Below are 15880 nucleotides of genomic sequence, written 5' to 3'. Positions count from 1 at the left end.
ACTCGACTTGCGTTGCGGGTGCGGCCGGCAACGTTCGAGCCAGGCTGGGCACTGTTCAACCGGCTTGCCCTGCGGCATGGCTGTGAAACCCAGCTGGAATTTGCGCGTCAAGTGCCGCTGGTCGACCGGACCGACTTCGTTCGGGATATGGAGCGTGGGCGACGCTTTCACGATATCGCGCGGCTCAGCGGCGTCCCGCTCGAAACATTGCTCCGTAACTCGATACTGCAGACCGAGGGTGGGAGCGTCCTTGCAGGTGAGCTTGTGAGCCGCAGCGGCAATATCAGCTATAGTTGTCACTTCGCCCGTATCTGCCCGGACTGCATGCGATCGGATATCGAGCGGGGTCACGGGCCGGTCGCCTGTCGGCCGTGGCGGCGCTCCTGGTGGGACCTGGCGAAGGTATCGAGTTGTCCTCATCACGGTCGGGCGCTGCTGGCGATATGTCCTGCCTGTCGGCACGTGTTCCGCCGTTCGGACCTCTCACCAGCGCGTTGCACATGTGGGCACGATCTGACGCAGGAATATACTGAAGCGATCACGTCGGACGGCAAGATCGGCGATGCCTATCTTGTCGGCAGGCTTGGTGATGGACCCCGTATCTCCACGCGTTCCTCGACAGCCTGGCGTCGCGGACGCGCCGAGATCATGCAATGGGTGGGCTCGGTCGCACGCTGGGGCAGATCGATCATCAGCTGGCGCCGGCAGGAGCCGGCGGAACGTGCCCGCACCATGGCGGCGGGCTTTGCGGTCTGCGAGGACTTCCCCAACCAGTTCGAAAAGATGCTGGACGGGATGCTGGCGGCATGTCCGCTCAAGCGTCTGACGCCTGTGGGTGTCTATGGGCGTCTGCAATACTGGCTCGGCCTGTCCACCAATCCGACTCTCGACCCGATCCGGGAGGTCGTCAGGAATCATGTGGTGAAGAATGTGCCGATAACAGCAGGCACGATGTTGTTCCGCCAACCCGCAACAGAAGGCGATCTCACCACGCTAGGCGGTCTGGCGAAGCTCTGCGGCGTATCCGCTGAACGGGTCGCGACCGTAGCTGCGGCATTGAGGTTGATCGACTCGCTGCCGAGCAACGCCCGGGGTATGGTCGTGCCGAAATCCCTCGAGGAGCCGTTGACGGCCTTCTTCCGCGAGTCCTGTTCTCCCGAGGACGCACGGCGTTATCTCGGCGTCGGTCTCGGGCTGTTCAAGGCGCTCATAGCGCGACATTATCTTCCCCGCGCCTTCCCGCTTGGTGGAGCGTCGATCCCGGCGCAGTATCGTCTGGCAGATCTCGACCGCTTCCTTATGGCTTTGCACGGCGATGCGCCGTTCGTCACAGCGCCGCCGCCAGGCAGCGAGACGATCCTGCGGGCCGTGCGCATCTGTTATCGCTCTTCGGAGGCGATTATCGGCGGGCTGCTGCGTGGCCAGATCAGGGCTACGGGCCGCTTGCGCGGCGAACGGGGCTTTGCGCAGATACTGGTCGATACCGACGCAGTGATCACCGGCCTCGAATATGAGGACGATCCGATGTTCATGCTCATGGCGCAAGCTGCGCGGCACCTCGGCGTGACCATCCCGACGGTCGCAAAGCTCAAGCAAATGGGATGGCTGACAATCGACAGGAAACAGACACCCCTCAGGATCATGCCCGCCTTACGGCGAGCAGAGGTCGAAGCGTTCGGCGCGCGCTTCGTCAGCGCTGCCGAGTTGGCGCGCATCCCCGGCAAAGCTACGCATGCCGTGAGGGTTCATCAACATCTGCGGAGCGCCGGTCTGGTGCCGGCGATCGCTGGAAGCCGAAAGCTGCAGCCCTTCTATCACCGCGAGAGCGCCGAAAAAGTGATCCGCGGAGTCTACCGTGATCGGTTGCCCGAAACGACTGCAGCAATGTGAACGGATCTGCCGGCACGGATGAAGCGGCGCGGCTGCGGGCCCGGCTCAAGGCGCTGGATGACGAGCGGGCAGCGGTGATCGCAGCGCTGGACGCCGTCGCGACGCAACAATCGACCGAGCACCGAAAAGCTGATGCGATCTCCCTGTTCTCCGACGCTCCGGTGACCGCGACATCGCCGACAGATAAGAAGGTCGCGTTGTTCCGCAGGCTGTTCGCCGGTCGCGAGGATGTCTTCCCACTGCGCTGGGACAATCGCAAGACCGGGCGCGGTGGCTATGCACCCGCCTGCGGCAACGAATGGAAACGCGGACTCTGCGACAAGCCACAGGTCAAATGCGGCGAGTGCGCGCACCAGGCTTTCCTGCCCGTGACGAACGAGGTGATCGACAAGCATCTGCGCGGCGGCGCATCCTCGCGATCGGATGCCGGCGACTTCGTGGCAGGCGTTTACCCGCTGCTTTCCGATGAGAGTTGCCGGTTCCTCGCAGCCGACTTTGACAAGGCAAGCTGGGCCGAGGACGCGCTGGCCATGATGGAAACCTGCCGCCTGCGAGGGGTGCCTGCGGCACTTGAGCGATCCCGTTCCGGCAATGGCGGGCATGTCTGGATCTTCTTCGCCGACGCCGTGCCGGCACGAACCGCCCGCGCTCTTGGCGCATCGCTGTTGACTGACACGATGGAGCGACGTCCGGAGATCGGGTTCGGCTCCTATGATCGCTTCTTCCCGAGCCAGGACACCATGCCGCTCGGCGGGTTCGGCAATCTGATCGCGCTGCCGCTGCAGGGGCACGCCCGTCGGCGGGGAAACAGCCTGTTCGTGGATGAGCAGTTGCGCCCCTATCCCGATCAATGGGCGTTCCTGTCTTCGCTGTCGCAGCTGGATGCGCACGACGCCGCGCGCATGGTGGCCGACGCGGAAATGCGCGGGCGGGTGCTGGGTGTGCGGATGCCGGTGGAGGACGAGCATGCCGCCGAGCCCTGGCGGATGACACCGTCCCGGCGGCCGCCCTTGTTGCCTGTGGCCGAACCGCTGTCTGGGACACTCGATATCGTGCTGGGCGATCAGGTCTACATCGACCGGACTGGGTTGCCGGCGGCGCTAACCGCGCAGATCGTCAGGCTCGCGGCGTTCCAGAATCCCGAGTTCTATCGGGCGCAGGCGATGCGCCTGCCGACGTTCGGCAAGCCGAGGATCATCTCCTGCGCGGAGCTTCACCAGAAACATATCGGGCTGCCGCGAGGATGCCTCGACGAACTGGTCGCGCTTATCGCTGCTCATGGAAGCACTGTCAGGATCGACGACCAGCGAATGGCAGGGACTCCGCTCCCGGACGGTCTGTCGTTCCAGGGTGATCTCGAAGAACCCCAGCAAAAGGCGGTCGACGCGCTCGATCCGCATGATGATGGGGTGCTGGCCGCGACAACGGCGTTCGGCAAGACGGTGGTAGCCGCACACCTCATCGCAAAGCGGCAGGTCAATACACTCGTGCTCGTCCATCGCAAGGAACTGCTCAGCCAATGGGTCGAACGGCTGCGAACGTTCCTCAATATCGATCCGAAGCTGATCGGGACGATCGGCGGCGGCAAGCGGAAGCCTACAGGCGTGATCGACGTGGCGCTGATACAGAGCCTCGTAAGGCACGGCGAGGTCTCGGATCTGGTTGGCGATTATGGTCACCTCATCGTCGATGAGTGCCATCACCTGTCCGCGGCGAGCTTCGAGCTTGTGGCTCGGCGCGCCAAGGCCAGGTTCGTGCTCGGCCTGTCCGCAACGGTTGCGCGCAAGGATGGGCATCAGCCGATCATCTTCATGCAGTGCGGCCCGATCCGCTATCGGGTGGATGCGCGAACCCAGGCTGCCCGCCGCGGGATCGCCCATCGCACACGGCAACGACGCACGGCATTCCGGCTGCCGCAGCCGCTCGCGATCATGGACAGACCGCCGATGCCGGCGGTTTATGCCGCGCTGGCGCAGGACGTGGCCCGAAACGATCTTATCTTCGATGACGTGCTGCGTGCCTTGGAGGCGAAGCGGTCGCCGGTAATCCTGACAGAGCGCAAGGACCATCTCGAATATCTGCAGGGCCGGTTATCCCGGTTCGTGCGGAACCTCGTGGTGTTGCGGGGTGGAATGAGCGCGGCGGAACGCAAGGTAGCGGACGCCGCACTGCGTGTGCCTGACAGCGAGGAGCGGCTTATTCTCGCAACGGGCCGCTACATCGGCGAAGGGTTCGATGACGACCGTCTCGACACGCTGTTCCTGACCATGCCGATCTCCTGGAAAGGGACGCTCGCCCAGTATGTAGGGCGCCTGCATCGCCGGCACGCGGGGGAAAACTGACGTGCTCGTCTATGACTATATCGACGATGCGGTCCCGATGCTCTCGCGCATGGCCGCCAAGCGCCAGGCCGGATATCGCGCGCTCGGCTACAGCATCGAGTAATCTGGGGGTGGAATCATTTATCGATTCTCGGAAGCCGCCGGCGAATCGAGAACCGATTCTGCGAATGAGATTAATGGTTCTCGACGGTCGCCGGACGCCGCCCGCAACCGTCAACGTCATATGCGCTTATCGATTCTCCACAGACATGGCGGTGGAATCGACGCCAGCGCCCCAGGCAGCGATCACGGGCGCACGGTCAGCCACTGGACGCGTCCTTCGGAACGATCGCGGCGTGGATGATACGATAGGACCGCTTGCGGAAGGCCGGGATCCGGCAGATCGCGCGGCTCTCCGGGTCACGGAAGAGCGGCGTTCTACCCTTGGGATTGGCGACCACCTCAAAGCGGGCGCGGTCGCTGCCGTCGCTGAAGCGCATGGGTTCATCGAAGATGATGGTTTGCCCCGGTTTCGGCGTCGGCTTCGCCTGTTCGAGCTTTCGGGCAACGAGGTTCGCGCGACAGCGCTCGCGCCACTCCGATGCGTACTTGCTGTCGGTGGTGGTCAGCTCGTCAAGGATCGCCGCGGGGCACTCGCTTTCGCAAGGTCCCATGTGTTCAGTCATATCCTTATACCCGAAGACATGACCGTCAGTGGAGCGCGGGTTGTGCCTGGTGAGGCAGACGACGGCGAACACCTCCCGATCACCACTCGCTTCGATGCGTTCGCACGCGGCATAATAGGTCGACCCGATCATCGACGAGGCCAACACGGTGAGGCGGTGATCGTCGCGCGAGTAGGTGAATTGGTTGTCGAGATAGCGCGCGGCGTCGCGTGCCCGCGCATGTCGCGCATGTAGAGCCAACCCATGGCGATGCTCCTGAGATTAGAAGTTCAAGCGGCAGCGGCGAGGCGCTGAGCGCCTACGTCGCCGACCGTGACAGCGAGCCGGCGCTGGAACGCGGCAGCATCCAGCAGCTCGGCGATCGGCGCACGCTGGACGGGGCCAGCGTGTTCGCCACCCCGGCAGCGGTTGAAGGTGACTTCACTGTCAGGGAGGAAGCTGTGCGGACGGACCCGGATCGACAGGTCCGCATGGCGCAGCTCGGTTGTGCCATCGTCCGTGATAGCCCCCAGCTCGGTGTCGATCCGGACGTCGTGCTGATTGAGGCCGATTGCCTCGCCAAGCGAAGCGAGCGCGAGGCGAGCCTGTCGATGGAAGACACGCTTCGCCGTGACATCGCCGGCGACGCTGTTGCCGGCGATGTCGAGCAAGGCCGAGCCGGCGATGACGGTCATGCGGTCTTCCGCGCAGCGGAGCCGCAGATTGTTGACGCTAGGCGCGTTGCGTTCCGCGACAGCGGCCAAATTGCGGATCAGCAGCAAGATGGCGGCGTCGCGGTCGATCGCCTTGCCGGCACGCCGGCAGTCGTCGACGCCTGCGTTGAGAGCGTGGAGCGCGGCGGGGAGAGTGGTGAGTGCCTCCGGCGAGAGTGCCTCATTGTGGCGGTAATGCGTGTCGTAGAGCATTGTCGAACCTCCCGAGCGCCAGGACGCGCCCAAAAAGGCCGAAGGCTCCCTCTCCTCTCACGCGGGATCGTTAGATTGCGGGAACCGTTCTTGATGGCGAAACATCCGAAGGGATACCGAATGAGCCATAGCGTTTGGGGCGATTGGAAGATCACGGCGGACCGGAAGCAGCTCGTGTGGATCGATCCGGATACGAATAAGCCGAACAGCGACTATTACATCATCGTGAGCGACGGGCTCGAAGACGTGGAGGGAGAGGTCGATCGACTGAAAAAATGGCTGCCTGAATCTCTCAAAACGTGACGAGGCCATCGGAAAGCTGGGAGTGATTTTTGGCGAAATCAAAGAAGATCAGACCAGCTCGAGAAAATACATAACGGACGAGTTAGTATACCGCCCGTAAGCGAGTTATAACGGCCCTGCATGATCGCCGAAGCGCAGCCGGCAGGGAGCGTCCAAGGACGCGCTAGGATCGAGAGACGCCATGCCGGGTCGTCCGCCTGGGCTAGTTCGTCGGGATGGAGAAGCGCAGCCGGAAACGGAGTGCCGCGATCCGCGAGCTGCGTCACGCTGAGCGAGCGGTGGATGGTCTTGCCGCTCGCCGCCTCGTTGGCGGCGATGCGCTGGAAAGCGGCCGGGAAGACGGAGCGAAGCGTCGCCCATTGGCCGGGGGAGCCGAAGATACACGCACGGCAGGATAGCCGGCCCCATCCCAGGACGTAGGCCGGGTGGGGCCGGATCCGCGAACGTGCGATCAAATCCCAGACCTGCCGCTCGGTCCAATCGTGGACCGGACGCCAGTGGTCGACGCCGCGACCGAGCGTAGAGGTGCGGTGCGGCTCGAAGGCCGCATAGCGCGCGCGAGACGGGCTTTCCTCGGCGCGCTCGCCGGTGATGACGAGCGTGCGACCATCGAGGAAGCGCGATTGATTGCGGATCGCGGCCGCGAGCACATCGATTTTCAGCGCGGGGCTGCACCAGCGCACCCGAAGATCGGGAGACGTCTGGGGAAAGAGCCCACGCGTGCCGGCAGGGCCGTTACCTCCGGCACGGCCGATGCCGGTCGGCGTCTCGAACGCGATCGGCGCGGTCGGCGCGTCGTCGCGCGCCAGTTCGCGCGCGAAGCCGCCCTCGCGCCACGAGACGTAGAGCGCGATGCCGAAATGCTCGGCGATCGCACGGACATAGCCGGGCGTGCATGGCCAATCCATGAAGGTCGGGCCGTGGCCATCGACATCATGATGGTGCAGCTCGATGGCGTGCGAAGGCACGCCGAGGCTGAGGAGGTGCAGGAGGGCGGCAAGGCTGTCCTTGCCGCCACTGAACGCCACGACGAAGCGCCGGTAGGCGCCTAGGTCGAGGCGGGCGTCCTGCCCGGTCATGCCGCTTCACGAATCTGGTCCTCGGGCTCGACCGAGACGTCGAGTCCCGTCGCGCGGAGCAGGTAGCCGGCTGCGGCTTCGGCCTTGGCGGCCGCGGTCATGATCGCGCGGCTGTCTTTGCGCAGCACCTTCAACCACGAGGCGATATACGCGGCATGGTCATCGAGATGAGAGGTCGGCAGGCCAAGATCGGCACCGAGCAGCGCGGAGGTCATCTCTGCGACAGCTCCTCGAAGGCGTAAGCGTCGTCGCCGAAGCGTTTGCCGAAGGTGCGATCGAGGCGGTCAGGGTGGCCGCTCCAATGACCTGCCTCATGGGCAAGCGTCGACGCCCAATACGCGCGGGTCGAGAACAGTTCGACGGGCGGCATGGTGATGCTGTCGGCGATGCGGTCGTAGAACGCGCGATCGCCGCGCATCTGGACCTTCGCCGGCAGCGCTTCGATAAAGCGCTGCGCGCGGTCGGGGAGCTGGTCAGCGGGAGGGACGATACTGACCGGGCTGGGGTAGTAATCAGGCGAAAGCCCGTCGATCTGGTCGCAGTTGAACACGGCGTAGGAGCGCAGCACGCGGCGCAACTCGTCGGTGGTATCGCCGGTGACGACGGATTCGACGGACTTGCTGTAGGATTTGTAGAAGATCGCGATCTGCGAGCGCTCGCCCTCACGGACCTGTCCGCCAAGCGCCTGCGCCTGCTTGTACGTCATCCAGGTGCGCGAGTTGTAGCCCGCGCTCTCGGCGCACAGCCACAACCAGAAGCAGTTGATACCCTTGTAGGGGTCGCCGGTCGCGCGTAGCGGTCGACCGCCCAGGCCAGGGCGCCATGGCTTGACCCAGGGACGAACGCCGGCCTCCAGCTTATCGATGATGGTGTTGGTGATGATGTCGGCAGGCGACGGTTTATTGGTGGTCGTGGCCACGGTCGTTCTCCTGGTCGTGGTGAGGCGTACCCGTCTGCGCGTCCTCTCCTCCGAAGGGATGCGACGGGTCACAAAAAGAGGGGCGACACTCCGTGAAGAGTGTCGCCCCCAGTCGCCTCGAAATGTGCAAGCCGGCGTCACGCCGCTTGGCTTAACCCCTCATGATCCTCGTCTGCGTCCAGATCGGATGCGCCGTCCTCTTCCTCGCCGGCCAGATCCTCGTCATCGACGGGATCGCCATCATCGACGTCATTGATGAAGGTCGAGCGCAGCATCGACCGCGATGGTTTCTCGATCCCGTCAAAGCGCATTGCTTCGGGCAACCACGCCGTTGCCTTCTCGCGGATCTCGGCTTCGACAATTCCCTGACCATTGCACAACGACGAGCAGGTTGCGGCAAGGTCGCCCTTCTTGGCGTCCTTGTAGCGGCCGCGCAGGATCGGGCCGCCAATCTCCTCGAGGGCTTCCAGCATGACACCTTTCTTGACGCGGCCGAAGAAGTTCTCGGCCGTCGGGCGCCACCAATTTTCGACTTGGATGTCGAGGAGGCGGCCGAGATGGTCGTGGAAGCCATTGCTGCGATAGCCCTCGGTGACGTTGAGTGTCGGCTCGAGAGTTCGTGCTATCGAGTATGCAACCCATGCGCCCCGGGCTTCGTCATCGAGCGCACGGAAGGCGTCGAACCGCTCGGTCATGGTCTTGTGGCCCGCCCAGCTCGTATCGAGCCGCTGGCGTTGGTCGTCGATGGTCTGAGACGCATCGAGCCCTCGTCCCGGAAGGCAAAGATCGGGAAGGCGGCCGCACCCGACTTCAGGGTCGAGTGGTTCGGGATGTGGCTCTGCTCGAACACGACATTCTGTGCCATCAGGAAGATGGTCAGGTCGAGCGCCATCGAGGGATCGCTGGCGATATGCGCCACGAGAATCTGGCGGCGCTGGGTCGCCAGTTCGTCGATCAGCGTGGCGCTCAGCTTCGGCCCCTGGTCGGAGTCACCTTCCCCGGCTGCGCCGCCCGTTGCCTTGGGCGGAGCGTTGGGTCGACAACCGGCTTCTCGCTGAACAGGCCGGTGTGAACGCGCGGCTCGCCGTCACCGCCGATATAAACGAACGTGCCGATCTGCGCCTTTACCGCAGGGTCGATCTCATGGCGGGCATCGTCGATCGCCTCCAGCTCGCGCTCGATCGCCTCGATGCGCGCGTTTGCCGCCTCGGCCTCGGTGCTGCCGTCGGGAAGTTCCTGCTCGAGCTGGTCGACCAGGGCGTCGTTCTCGGCCGAGAGCGCCTCGACACGCGCGGTTTCCTCCTCGGTGAGCGCACGCGCGGGAGCGTGAAACTCGTGAAGCTGATGTGCGACGTCGTAGGGGACGTGCGTCGCCGCGATCGGGGTGACGAACGCGAGGCCCTCGGCCTGCGCCAGTTCGGCCGCCGCGGCTTCGAGCTTCTTGGCCGCGAGCGTCTCGATGACGTCGACATCGATCCAGTTCTCGTCGCCTGCGGTCGCGAACAGGTCGCCCTCGATGCGACCGCCTGCGGCGACATAGGCATCGCGACCCACGAAGCGAGCCTTGGCGTCGTTCGCCTTGACCGTCCCGTTGAGGATGGCACGTCGGATGTTGTCGGGATTGTCGCCGTAGTATGAGCTGTTCATCTGGGTGAACACGCGGGTCTGACGGTCGATGTCGGTGGTGACGGCGTATGCCTGAGCAACGCCGAGCGTGATCTCGCCGGCTGCGAGCGCCTCGAACACGCACGGCGCCAGCTCGGCGAGGCGGACACGCTGCTCGACGAAGCGGGTGGTGACGCCCTGTCGCTTGGCGACATCCTCGGCGGTCATGCCCTTCTGGATCAGGAAGTTGAACGCGGTGCATTCGTCGGCCGGGTTCATCGGCACGCGCTGGAAGTTCTCGGCGAGGCTCGCCTCGATCGAATTGTCGTCGTCGCCGAGCACGAGAACCGGCACGGAGTGGTCAGCGGGGAGGGTGCCCTGCTCGATCAGGAGCTGGAGCGCGCGCAAGCGGCGACCGCCCGCCTTCACGGTGAACGTACCCGCCTTCTTGAGCGGGGTGACGATCAGGTTCTGCAACAGCCCCTGGGCTGCGATGTTGGCGGCGAGGGTGTCGATGCCGGCATCGCGGTTCGACTTGCGCACATTGTCCTTCGACAGCGACAGGTTCTTGACCTTCACGGACTGGATCATCGGTCATACTCCATTGGGGGATCAGCGCGCCGTTGTCCGACGGTCACGCAAGCCTGGGGTCGGTACACAGAACGGACCCAGATATACGCTAAGGTTTTGCCGTGCCTTCGACGGCGCGCATCTGGCGAAGCGGTCTGAGCGCGGTGGATGGCGCATCGGGATCGGTCCAGAGGTAATCGCCGGTGAGATTGATATGCTGCCAACCGAGCGGTGATAGGTGTTGCAGCAGGTCCGGCGGGACCGGCCGGCCGAGGTTGGCGAGATGCATCCGGGCGGCTTGCAGGTAGGTCGTGTTCCACAGGACGATGGCACCGGCGACGAGGTTCAGCGCGCTCGCCCGATGGCTTTGGGCTTGCAGCGCATGATCGCGGATACGGCCGATGCGATGGAAGAAGATGGCGCGTTTCAGGGCATTTTCCGCTTCTCCCTTGTTGAGTTCGCGGGTGGCGCGGCGACGCTGTTCGGGCTGCTCGATCCAGTCGAGCGTGAACAGGGTACGCTCGACGCGACCGATCTCGCGCAACGCCAGTGCCAGGCCGTTGGCGCGTGGATAGGAGCCGAGCCGTTCCAGCATGATCGAGGCGCTGACGACGCCTGTGCGGATCGAGGTTCCCAGTCGCAGCACGTCGTCCCAGTGTGCCTCGATCAGACCTTCGTCGATGCGGCCCGCGACCAGCGGCGCAATATCGGGGCCGGGTTCGATGCCGTTAAACAGGTGCAAACGGCGTGCGGCGATATTCGGGATACGCGGCGCGAACCGGAACCCAAGCAGATGACATAGCGCGAACACATGGTCGGAGACGCCCCCGCCATCGACGTGATGCTCTTCGATGTGCAGATCGGCGCCGTGGTGGAGCAGCCCGTCGAGCACCTGTGCCGCCTCGCTCGCCGAAGCGGAGATAACTGTGGAATGGAACGGCGCGTAGCGATCCGAGACGTGGCTGTAAAAGGAGACAGCCGGCTCTGTCCCCTTGTGCGGATTGACTGCGCCGGTTGCCTGGGCGCGGCGGTCGAGCGGAAAGTTCTGACCGTCTGAGCTGGACGAGGTGCCGGACCCGAACAGCGCGGCCAGCGGCGCGGTGTGTTGGGCGTCGACAAGCCGGGCGAGCGCGCGACCGTAGGTTTCCTCGCGCAGATGCCATGAGGCGAGCCAACCGAGTTGGCGCTGGGTCACGAGATTGCAGGCTTCCGCCATGCGCGTATGGCCCAGATTGGTGGCATCGGCGAGCACCGCCGTGAGGATCGCACGTGGTTCATCCGCGGCACGGCCACTTTGCAGATGCGTGAAGCACTGGCTGAACCCGGTCCATCGATCGACTTCGGCAAGAAGGTCGGTGATGCGGATCGCGGGCAGATGCGCATAGAGCGGCGCAAGGGCGGTATCGGATACCTCGGGAGTAATCGCCTTCAAGGGCGAAATCCGCAGCCTGCCCAAGCTGAGCTGCACGTCTTCCAGCGCGTCCGTCTCCGCCTTTCGCTCGACCTCGGCCAATCGACGGGCGAGGCGGGCGCGTCGTTCGGCCAGCCAGATATCGGCCGTATCCGGTGCCGGTATCGGCAAGGGGCCGGCCGCGCGCATGTTGGCGAATACGGGGGCAGGAATGAGTTGCTGCTCGACAGCACGATAGCGTCGGCTTCCCTCGACCCACATGTCGCCGGCGCGAAGCCGGTCGCGAAGCTCGACCAGCACGCACAATTCATAGATCCTGCGATCGGGAATGCCGGTGCCGATCGCCCGACGCCAAGCTTGCCGGATGAAGCCGACTGGCGTGCCTGCAGGCAATTTGCGCAGATGACCAAAATGAAGGTCGCGCATGATCGCGACCGCTCGCGCGAGCGCATGGCAGGCTGGCACCGCCCCGAATGTGAACGAGGCGATGAACGAGGGACCGACCTGTCGGAGGACGGGGTAATTGGTCGCGGCGACCGCGACGGGATCGACCGAATCGGGGCGGATCAGCTTGCGGGCTTCATCGACCTCGCGGCCGAGATCATTCCATCCGATCGCTGCCTCGACCGCAGCGCCGATATCGCCACCTGATATCTTGGCGGCGAGCAAGGCAGCGCCGAGTTGGGCAAGCAGCCGGATTTTGCCGTTGATGGTGCGCCGGTTGCGCTTGAGTGTCGTGTCCGCGCTGTTCTGTTCGCGCCGGAACATCTGCCCAAGCAGGCGATCGAACATCAGCACCGCATCGTCGGTGAGGGTAACGATGGTTTCGAGGATGGTCGCCACCAATGTGGCGCGACGCCGCGTCGCTTGCAGCGTCCGAACATGTTGCGCGGTCAGCCGCACGCCTTCCTGGCACAGGCGTCGGAGGCGCTCGGGATGGACGCCTACGGCGATATCCGGATCGATCCCGATGGCCCGAAGCAGTGTCAGTCGCTCGATGATGGCGGCGAATGTCTTTCGGCCGGGCTTGCCGGGTGACTGCCGCACCCAGGCCAGATCGCTCAAGTTCGTGCCTGTGTGGGGCAGGAGAAGCGCATCGAGCAGCCGGCGCTGTCGAGCATCGAGTCCTCGGGTCAGATGCTCGGCGACATGGCGTTCGGCATCGAGCAACGCCTGTGCGACCATCCGCTCGACCGAACTGATGCCCGGCACAATGATGCGCCGTCGCCGGCACTCATCCAGCATCACGCGCGCCAGCCTAGCCCCGCTGGTCGTCGTCAGCGCGATCGGCAGGAGCCATTGCTTCGCGCAGCGCTGCCATGGGCGAGGTTCAGGCGGCAATCGCGCTTGCGGCGATCTACCAGCGATCCGACCAGATCAACAGCGCCGGCGGATATCTGCGCAGCCTGACCGACAAGGCGCGGGAAGGGAAATTCTCGACCTGGCCGATGGTCATGGCCCTGTTGCGCGCCAGGCTGGATGAAGGAAAACATCGCCAAACGTCGGAGAACGTGACATCTGAACCCGGTCCGCGGCTTGAGGTCTCGGATTCACTCTTGAACAGCCTGCGAAGGCGGAGTCGATGAGCCTGTTAGCCGGTCAGACGGTGCTGTCGCCGACATGGGTTTCCGCCCATTTGGAACGTTTCAGCGTTACCTGTCCTCCGAACGGAGGACAAATGGCTGGATTTTCGTGTCCCGGAGAGAACGAGAACCTGATGCTCGGTAAGGATTGCAATTCTCTCACCAGCGCCATACATTTTGCACAAGAAGTATGTTTTGCGGTATGACAGGTGCAACGGTGACCGAAGCTCAAAAAGTTTTAGTACGAAGCGAGTCCCTCGTGCTGTCATACATGGATCGAGCCGGGCGGATCGCGATCAACCAGTTGGCGGATGGCTTTGGGATGTCCAAGACCCAGCTCGCCGAAACAGCGGGGCTTGCCCGGGAGACACTCTACCGTGCCGAACGCAGCCGAGCTCCAAAGGCACAGGGGCGACTTCGTGAAATGCTGGAGATCATCAGCCGTGTGACGGAGTGGGCCGGCGGCAAGGAACAAGCCATGGCCTGGTATCGTGCCCAGCCCTTGCCCGCGTTTGGCGGACGAACGGCAGAAGCTCTTGTCAAGGAAGGAAAGGCCGCGGCCGTTCGGGACTATCTCGACCACATGGCGCTTGGCGGATTTGCGTGAGGTTCGTAGGAACCTGCTATCGGGCGCATGATCCGCGATGGGCCTTCAAGCCGACATCTGGCGACGGCGCCGCGGTAAGGGGTGCGCGTTTCAACCCGAAGGGGGTGCCGGCGCTCTATCTCGGCTTAAGCATCATGACAGCCGTCAAGGAAGCCAATCAGGGCTTCGCACATCGAATAGATCCGTGCGTGCTCTGCTCGTATGAAATTGATTGCGAGGATATCGCCGACCTGACGACAGAGGAAGGGAGAGCCGAGCATCGGGTCGATCTTGATGATATGAGCTGTGCATGGGCGACAGCTCTTTCCAACGGCGATCGGCCCGCGTCATGGTCGATATATGACCGGCTCCATGGTCAGGGTGTTGCTGGCGTTCTCGTGCCGAGTTTTGCCCCAGGCGCTGAAAGGGATGATCTGAATCTGGTGCTTTGGACATGGGGCCCCGACCTCCCGCATGAGGTGAGGGTCTTTGATCCGAGCGGCCGGCTACCGAAGGATCAGCTGTCCTGGCGCGAAGGTTCCTGACCGCTTCGCACCGGGAACACGCGGGGCAGGGGAGGGGGCCTTTTACAGCCCACTCGCCTTCGTCAGATTCACGCGGAAGCGGTCACGCCGGCGCTGATATTTGCGAGTCATTTCGGCGGAGGCGTGGCCGAGCTGCTTCTGGACATAGCGTTCGTCGACCTCGGCCGAGGAGGCAAGGCCGGCGCGCAACGAATGGCCGGAAAAGAGCTTGCCACGTTCGCCTTCCGGCAAATCGCCACGCACGCCGGCCGCCAGCGCGGTTCGCTTGACCAGCCGGGCGACCTCCTGATCGTTAAGCCGTTCGGCGCCGACCTTCTTGCCTTGTCCGGTAACACGCCGGAACAACGGTCCATGGCCGATGCGGGCGAGCTTGAGCCAGGTCTCCAGTGCGACGACCGGGCAGGTGGCGTCGGAGGAGCCGCGCCCGATCTCGACCTCGCGCCAGCCGGTCTTGCCGCGCAGCGTCACGAGCATGCCCTTGCCAGGGAAGATCTCGATCCAGCCGCGGCCGTCCTCGGTCTGGTCGCGGCCGACATCGAGGCCGGTGACTTCGGAACGGCGCAGGCCGCCGGAAAAGCCAAGCAAGAGCATGGCGCGATCGCGCAGACCGCGTAGAGAGCCGCGGTCGAGCGTTTCCAGCATGGCGATCAGATCCTCGGGCAACACCGCCTCCTTCTGCCGGGGAGGGGCGGCATGCCTGTTGCGAATGCCGGCCATGACCGTTGCGATGTGGCGATCCTTGCGGTCGAGCGACAATCCGCGCTGGGAATAGTTCCAGGATAGGGAAGACAGCCGGCGTTCGATGGTGGAGACCGAATTCGGCTTCTTGTCGCCGGTCACCGTGCCGGAGGCGCAGGCTGTTATGTACAGCCCGACGGTTTGCGGGTCCGGCGGCAGCGGTTCAACACCCTGCCGGCGACACCAGGAGGAAAAATGCTTCCAGTCGGAGGCGTAGGCACGGCGCGTGTTGGCCGAGCTCGCCGCCTCGACATAGGACCGCGCCCGGTCAGCAAGGTGCTCGAGGTGGCCGGGAAGAGGGTTCACCTTGCCCGTGGCTGCCGGCAGGGGAGGGGGCGAAGCGGCTCCACCTTGTCAGTCGCCGTGGTATCGTCGGGACCGCGGCTCATTTCCATGACGAGGTCGACAATGTCGGGCAGGTCGTCGGTCGAGGCGTCCGGCTCGGCCGAGGGCGCGATGCGGTCGACATCCGAGGATGTTTCCTGTGATCGAGGGGAGCCGTGCCGAGTACGATTTTCGGGGTTCTGATCGACGATTCTGGCCATCTTCTCTATAAAGACCAACACGAACGATAAGCCAACATTATCAGTCATAAGAGCGCAAAGACAAGCTGTGCGTTCCGGGGCGGAAAGTCTGGCACAAACCGCACGCGTCGGCTAGGCTGGCCGGCATGGATTCGGTTCGCCTCACGCCCGCCCTGACCGCCGCATCGGCCGCCCACCTTCCCCGGCGGCGCTGG

The 15880-nt window shown here is 64.2% G+C and carries 14 protein-coding genes and 2 pseudogenes; 6 read left to right on the top strand and 10 right to left on the bottom strand.

Annotation, left to right across the window (positions count from 1 at the left end):
- Positions 1 to 18: 18 nt before the first annotated feature.
- Together NW75_RS05065 and NW75_RS24965 are read left to right on the top strand one after the other, a co-directional pair.
- Entirely contained in the window at positions 19 to 1890 is a 1872-nt protein-coding gene (locus NW75_RS05065) for a TniQ family protein (RefSeq protein WP_197057718.1), read from the top strand.
- On the top strand, positions 1887 to 4232 hold the full coding sequence (locus tag NW75_RS24965) for a TOTE conflict system archaeo-eukaryotic primase domain-containing protein (RefSeq protein ID WP_197057717.1): 2346 nt from the start codon (positions 1887 to 1889) through the stop codon (positions 4230 to 4232). The genes NW75_RS05065 and NW75_RS24965 overlap by 4 nt, the downstream gene beginning before the upstream one ends.
- A gap of 299 nt (positions 4233 to 4531) precedes the next feature.
- On the opposite strand, the gene NW75_RS05055 is transcribed toward NW75_RS24965, so the two are convergent.
- On the bottom strand, positions 4532 to 5029 hold the full coding sequence (locus tag NW75_RS05055; RefSeq protein WP_231564967.1) for a DUF6927 domain-containing protein: 498 nt from the start codon (positions 5027 to 5029) through the stop codon (positions 4532 to 4534).
- Between the two features lie 137 nt (positions 5030 to 5166).
- Positions 5167 to 5802, bottom strand: coding sequence for a hypothetical protein (locus tag NW75_RS05050; protein WP_033964128.1), 636 nt, complete (start codon positions 5800 to 5802; stop codon positions 5167 to 5169).
- Between the two features lie 120 nt (positions 5803 to 5922).
- Here NW75_RS05050 and NW75_RS05045 point away from each other — a divergent pair, with 120 nt between their 5' ends.
- Positions 5923 to 6105, top strand: a complete 183-nt coding sequence (locus tag NW75_RS05045) for a hypothetical protein (protein ID WP_156142969.1) — start codon at positions 5923 to 5925, stop codon at positions 6103 to 6105.
- Positions 6106 to 6143: 38 nt separating this feature from the next.
- Here NW75_RS05045 and NW75_RS05040 read toward each other — a convergent pair whose 3' ends face one another.
- The 6 genes and pseudogenes from NW75_RS05040 to NW75_RS05020 form a co-directional block, all read right to left on the bottom strand.
- Positions 6144 to 7184 carry a phosphoadenosine phosphosulfate reductase domain-containing protein gene (locus NW75_RS05040; RefSeq protein ID WP_231564966.1) on the bottom strand — a complete coding sequence of 347 codons (1041 nt, stop codon included), beginning with the start codon at positions 7182 to 7184 and terminating at the stop codon, positions 6144 to 6146.
- A pseudogene (locus tag NW75_RS05030) lies at positions 7181 to 8103 on the bottom strand (ArdC family protein). The gene NW75_RS05040 and the pseudogene NW75_RS05030 overlap by 4 nt, the downstream one beginning before the upstream one ends.
- Before the next feature lie 137 nt (positions 8104 to 8240).
- On the bottom strand, positions 8241 to 8798 hold the full coding sequence (locus NW75_RS25940) for a hypothetical protein (protein ID WP_231564965.1): 558 nt from the start codon (positions 8796 to 8798) through the stop codon (positions 8241 to 8243).
- Positions 8795 to 8995, bottom strand: a complete 201-nt coding sequence (locus tag NW75_RS25935; protein WP_231564964.1) for a hypothetical protein — start codon at positions 8993 to 8995, stop codon at positions 8795 to 8797. The genes NW75_RS25940 and NW75_RS25935 overlap by 4 nt, the downstream gene beginning before the upstream one ends.
- Before the next feature lie 74 nt (positions 8996 to 9069).
- Positions 9070 to 10299, bottom strand: a complete 1230-nt coding sequence (locus NW75_RS25930; RefSeq protein WP_231564963.1) for a ParB/RepB/Spo0J family partition protein — start codon at positions 10297 to 10299, stop codon at positions 9070 to 9072.
- A gap of 88 nt (positions 10300 to 10387) precedes the next feature.
- Positions 10388 to 12991, bottom strand: a pseudogene (locus tag NW75_RS05020) (Tn3-like element ISMpo10 family transposase); the annotation flags it as partial.
- 17 nt (positions 12992 to 13008) lie between these two features.
- Between NW75_RS05020 and repC the strand changes: the two are divergent.
- The 3 genes from repC to NW75_RS05005 all read left to right on the top strand — a co-directional run bounded on the left by repC (position 13009) and on the right by NW75_RS05005 (position 14403).
- Entirely contained in the window at positions 13009 to 13275 is a 267-nt protein-coding gene (gene repC, locus NW75_RS05015) for a replication initiation protein RepC (RefSeq protein WP_033964123.1), read from the top strand.
- A gap of 214 nt (positions 13276 to 13489) precedes the next feature.
- Complete coding sequence (locus tag NW75_RS25925; protein WP_167356472.1) at positions 13490 to 13879, top strand: MbcA/ParS/Xre antitoxin family protein; 390 nt, start codon at positions 13490 to 13492, stop codon at positions 13877 to 13879.
- On the top strand, positions 13876 to 14403 hold the full coding sequence (locus NW75_RS05005; protein ID WP_033964119.1) for an RES family NAD+ phosphorylase: 528 nt from the start codon (positions 13876 to 13878) through the stop codon (positions 14401 to 14403). Before NW75_RS25925 ends, NW75_RS05005 begins: the two co-directional genes overlap by 4 nt.
- Positions 14404 to 14445: 42 nt before the next feature.
- On the opposite strand, the gene NW75_RS05000 is transcribed toward NW75_RS05005, so the two are convergent.
- Both NW75_RS05000 and NW75_RS24955 read right to left on the bottom strand, forming a co-directional pair.
- Positions 14446 to 15447 carry a site-specific integrase gene (locus tag NW75_RS05000; RefSeq protein WP_197057716.1) on the bottom strand — a complete coding sequence of 334 codons (1002 nt, stop codon included), beginning with the start codon at positions 15445 to 15447 and terminating at the stop codon, positions 14446 to 14448.
- Positions 15444 to 15734, bottom strand: a complete 291-nt coding sequence (locus NW75_RS24955; protein ID WP_197057715.1) for a hypothetical protein — start codon at positions 15732 to 15734, stop codon at positions 15444 to 15446. The genes NW75_RS05000 and NW75_RS24955 overlap by 4 nt, the downstream gene beginning before the upstream one ends.
- Positions 15735 to 15880: the final 146 nt, after the last annotated feature.

This window comes from Sphingomonas sp. Ant H11 (assembly GCF_000797515.1).
Lineage (GTDB): Bacteria > Pseudomonadota > Alphaproteobacteria > Sphingomonadales > Sphingomonadaceae > Sphingomonas.
This window is presented reverse-complemented; position numbering and strand designations above follow the sequence as displayed.

What these genes read in the sequence shown, in the direction of transcription:
- NW75_RS25940 (WP_231564965.1), bottom strand. Translation starts at nt 8,798, where the DNA reads ATGACCGAGCGGTTCGACGCCTTCCGTGCGCTCGATGACGAAGCCCGG.
- repC (WP_033964123.1), top strand. Translation starts at nt 13,009, where the DNA reads ATGGGCGAGGTTCAGGCGGCAATCGCGCTTGCGGCGATCTACCAGCGA.
- NW75_RS05045 (WP_156142969.1), top strand. Translation starts at nt 5,923, where the DNA reads ATGAGCCATAGCGTTTGGGGCGATTGGAAGATCACGGCGGACCGGAAG.
- NW75_RS24955 (WP_197057715.1), bottom strand. Translation starts at nt 15,734, where the DNA reads ATGACTGATAATGTTGGCTTATCGTTCGTGTTGGTCTTTATAGAGAAG.
- NW75_RS25930 (WP_231564963.1), bottom strand. Translation starts at nt 10,299, where the DNA reads ATGATCCAGTCCGTGAAGGTCAAGAACCTGTCGCTGTCGAAGGACAAT.
- NW75_RS25935 (WP_231564964.1), bottom strand. Translation starts at nt 8,995, where the DNA reads ATGGCGCTCGACCTGACCATCTTCCTGATGGCACAGAATGTCGTGTTC.
- NW75_RS05050 (WP_033964128.1), bottom strand. Translation starts at nt 5,802, where the DNA reads ATGCTCTACGACACGCATTACCGCCACAATGAGGCACTCTCGCCGGAG.
- NW75_RS05055 (WP_231564967.1), bottom strand. Translation starts at nt 5,029, where the DNA reads ATGATCGGGTCGACCTATTATGCCGCGTGCGAACGCATCGAAGCGAGT.
- NW75_RS05040 (WP_231564966.1), bottom strand. Translation starts at nt 7,184, where the DNA reads ATGACCGGGCAGGACGCCCGCCTCGACCTAGGCGCCTACCGGCGCTTC.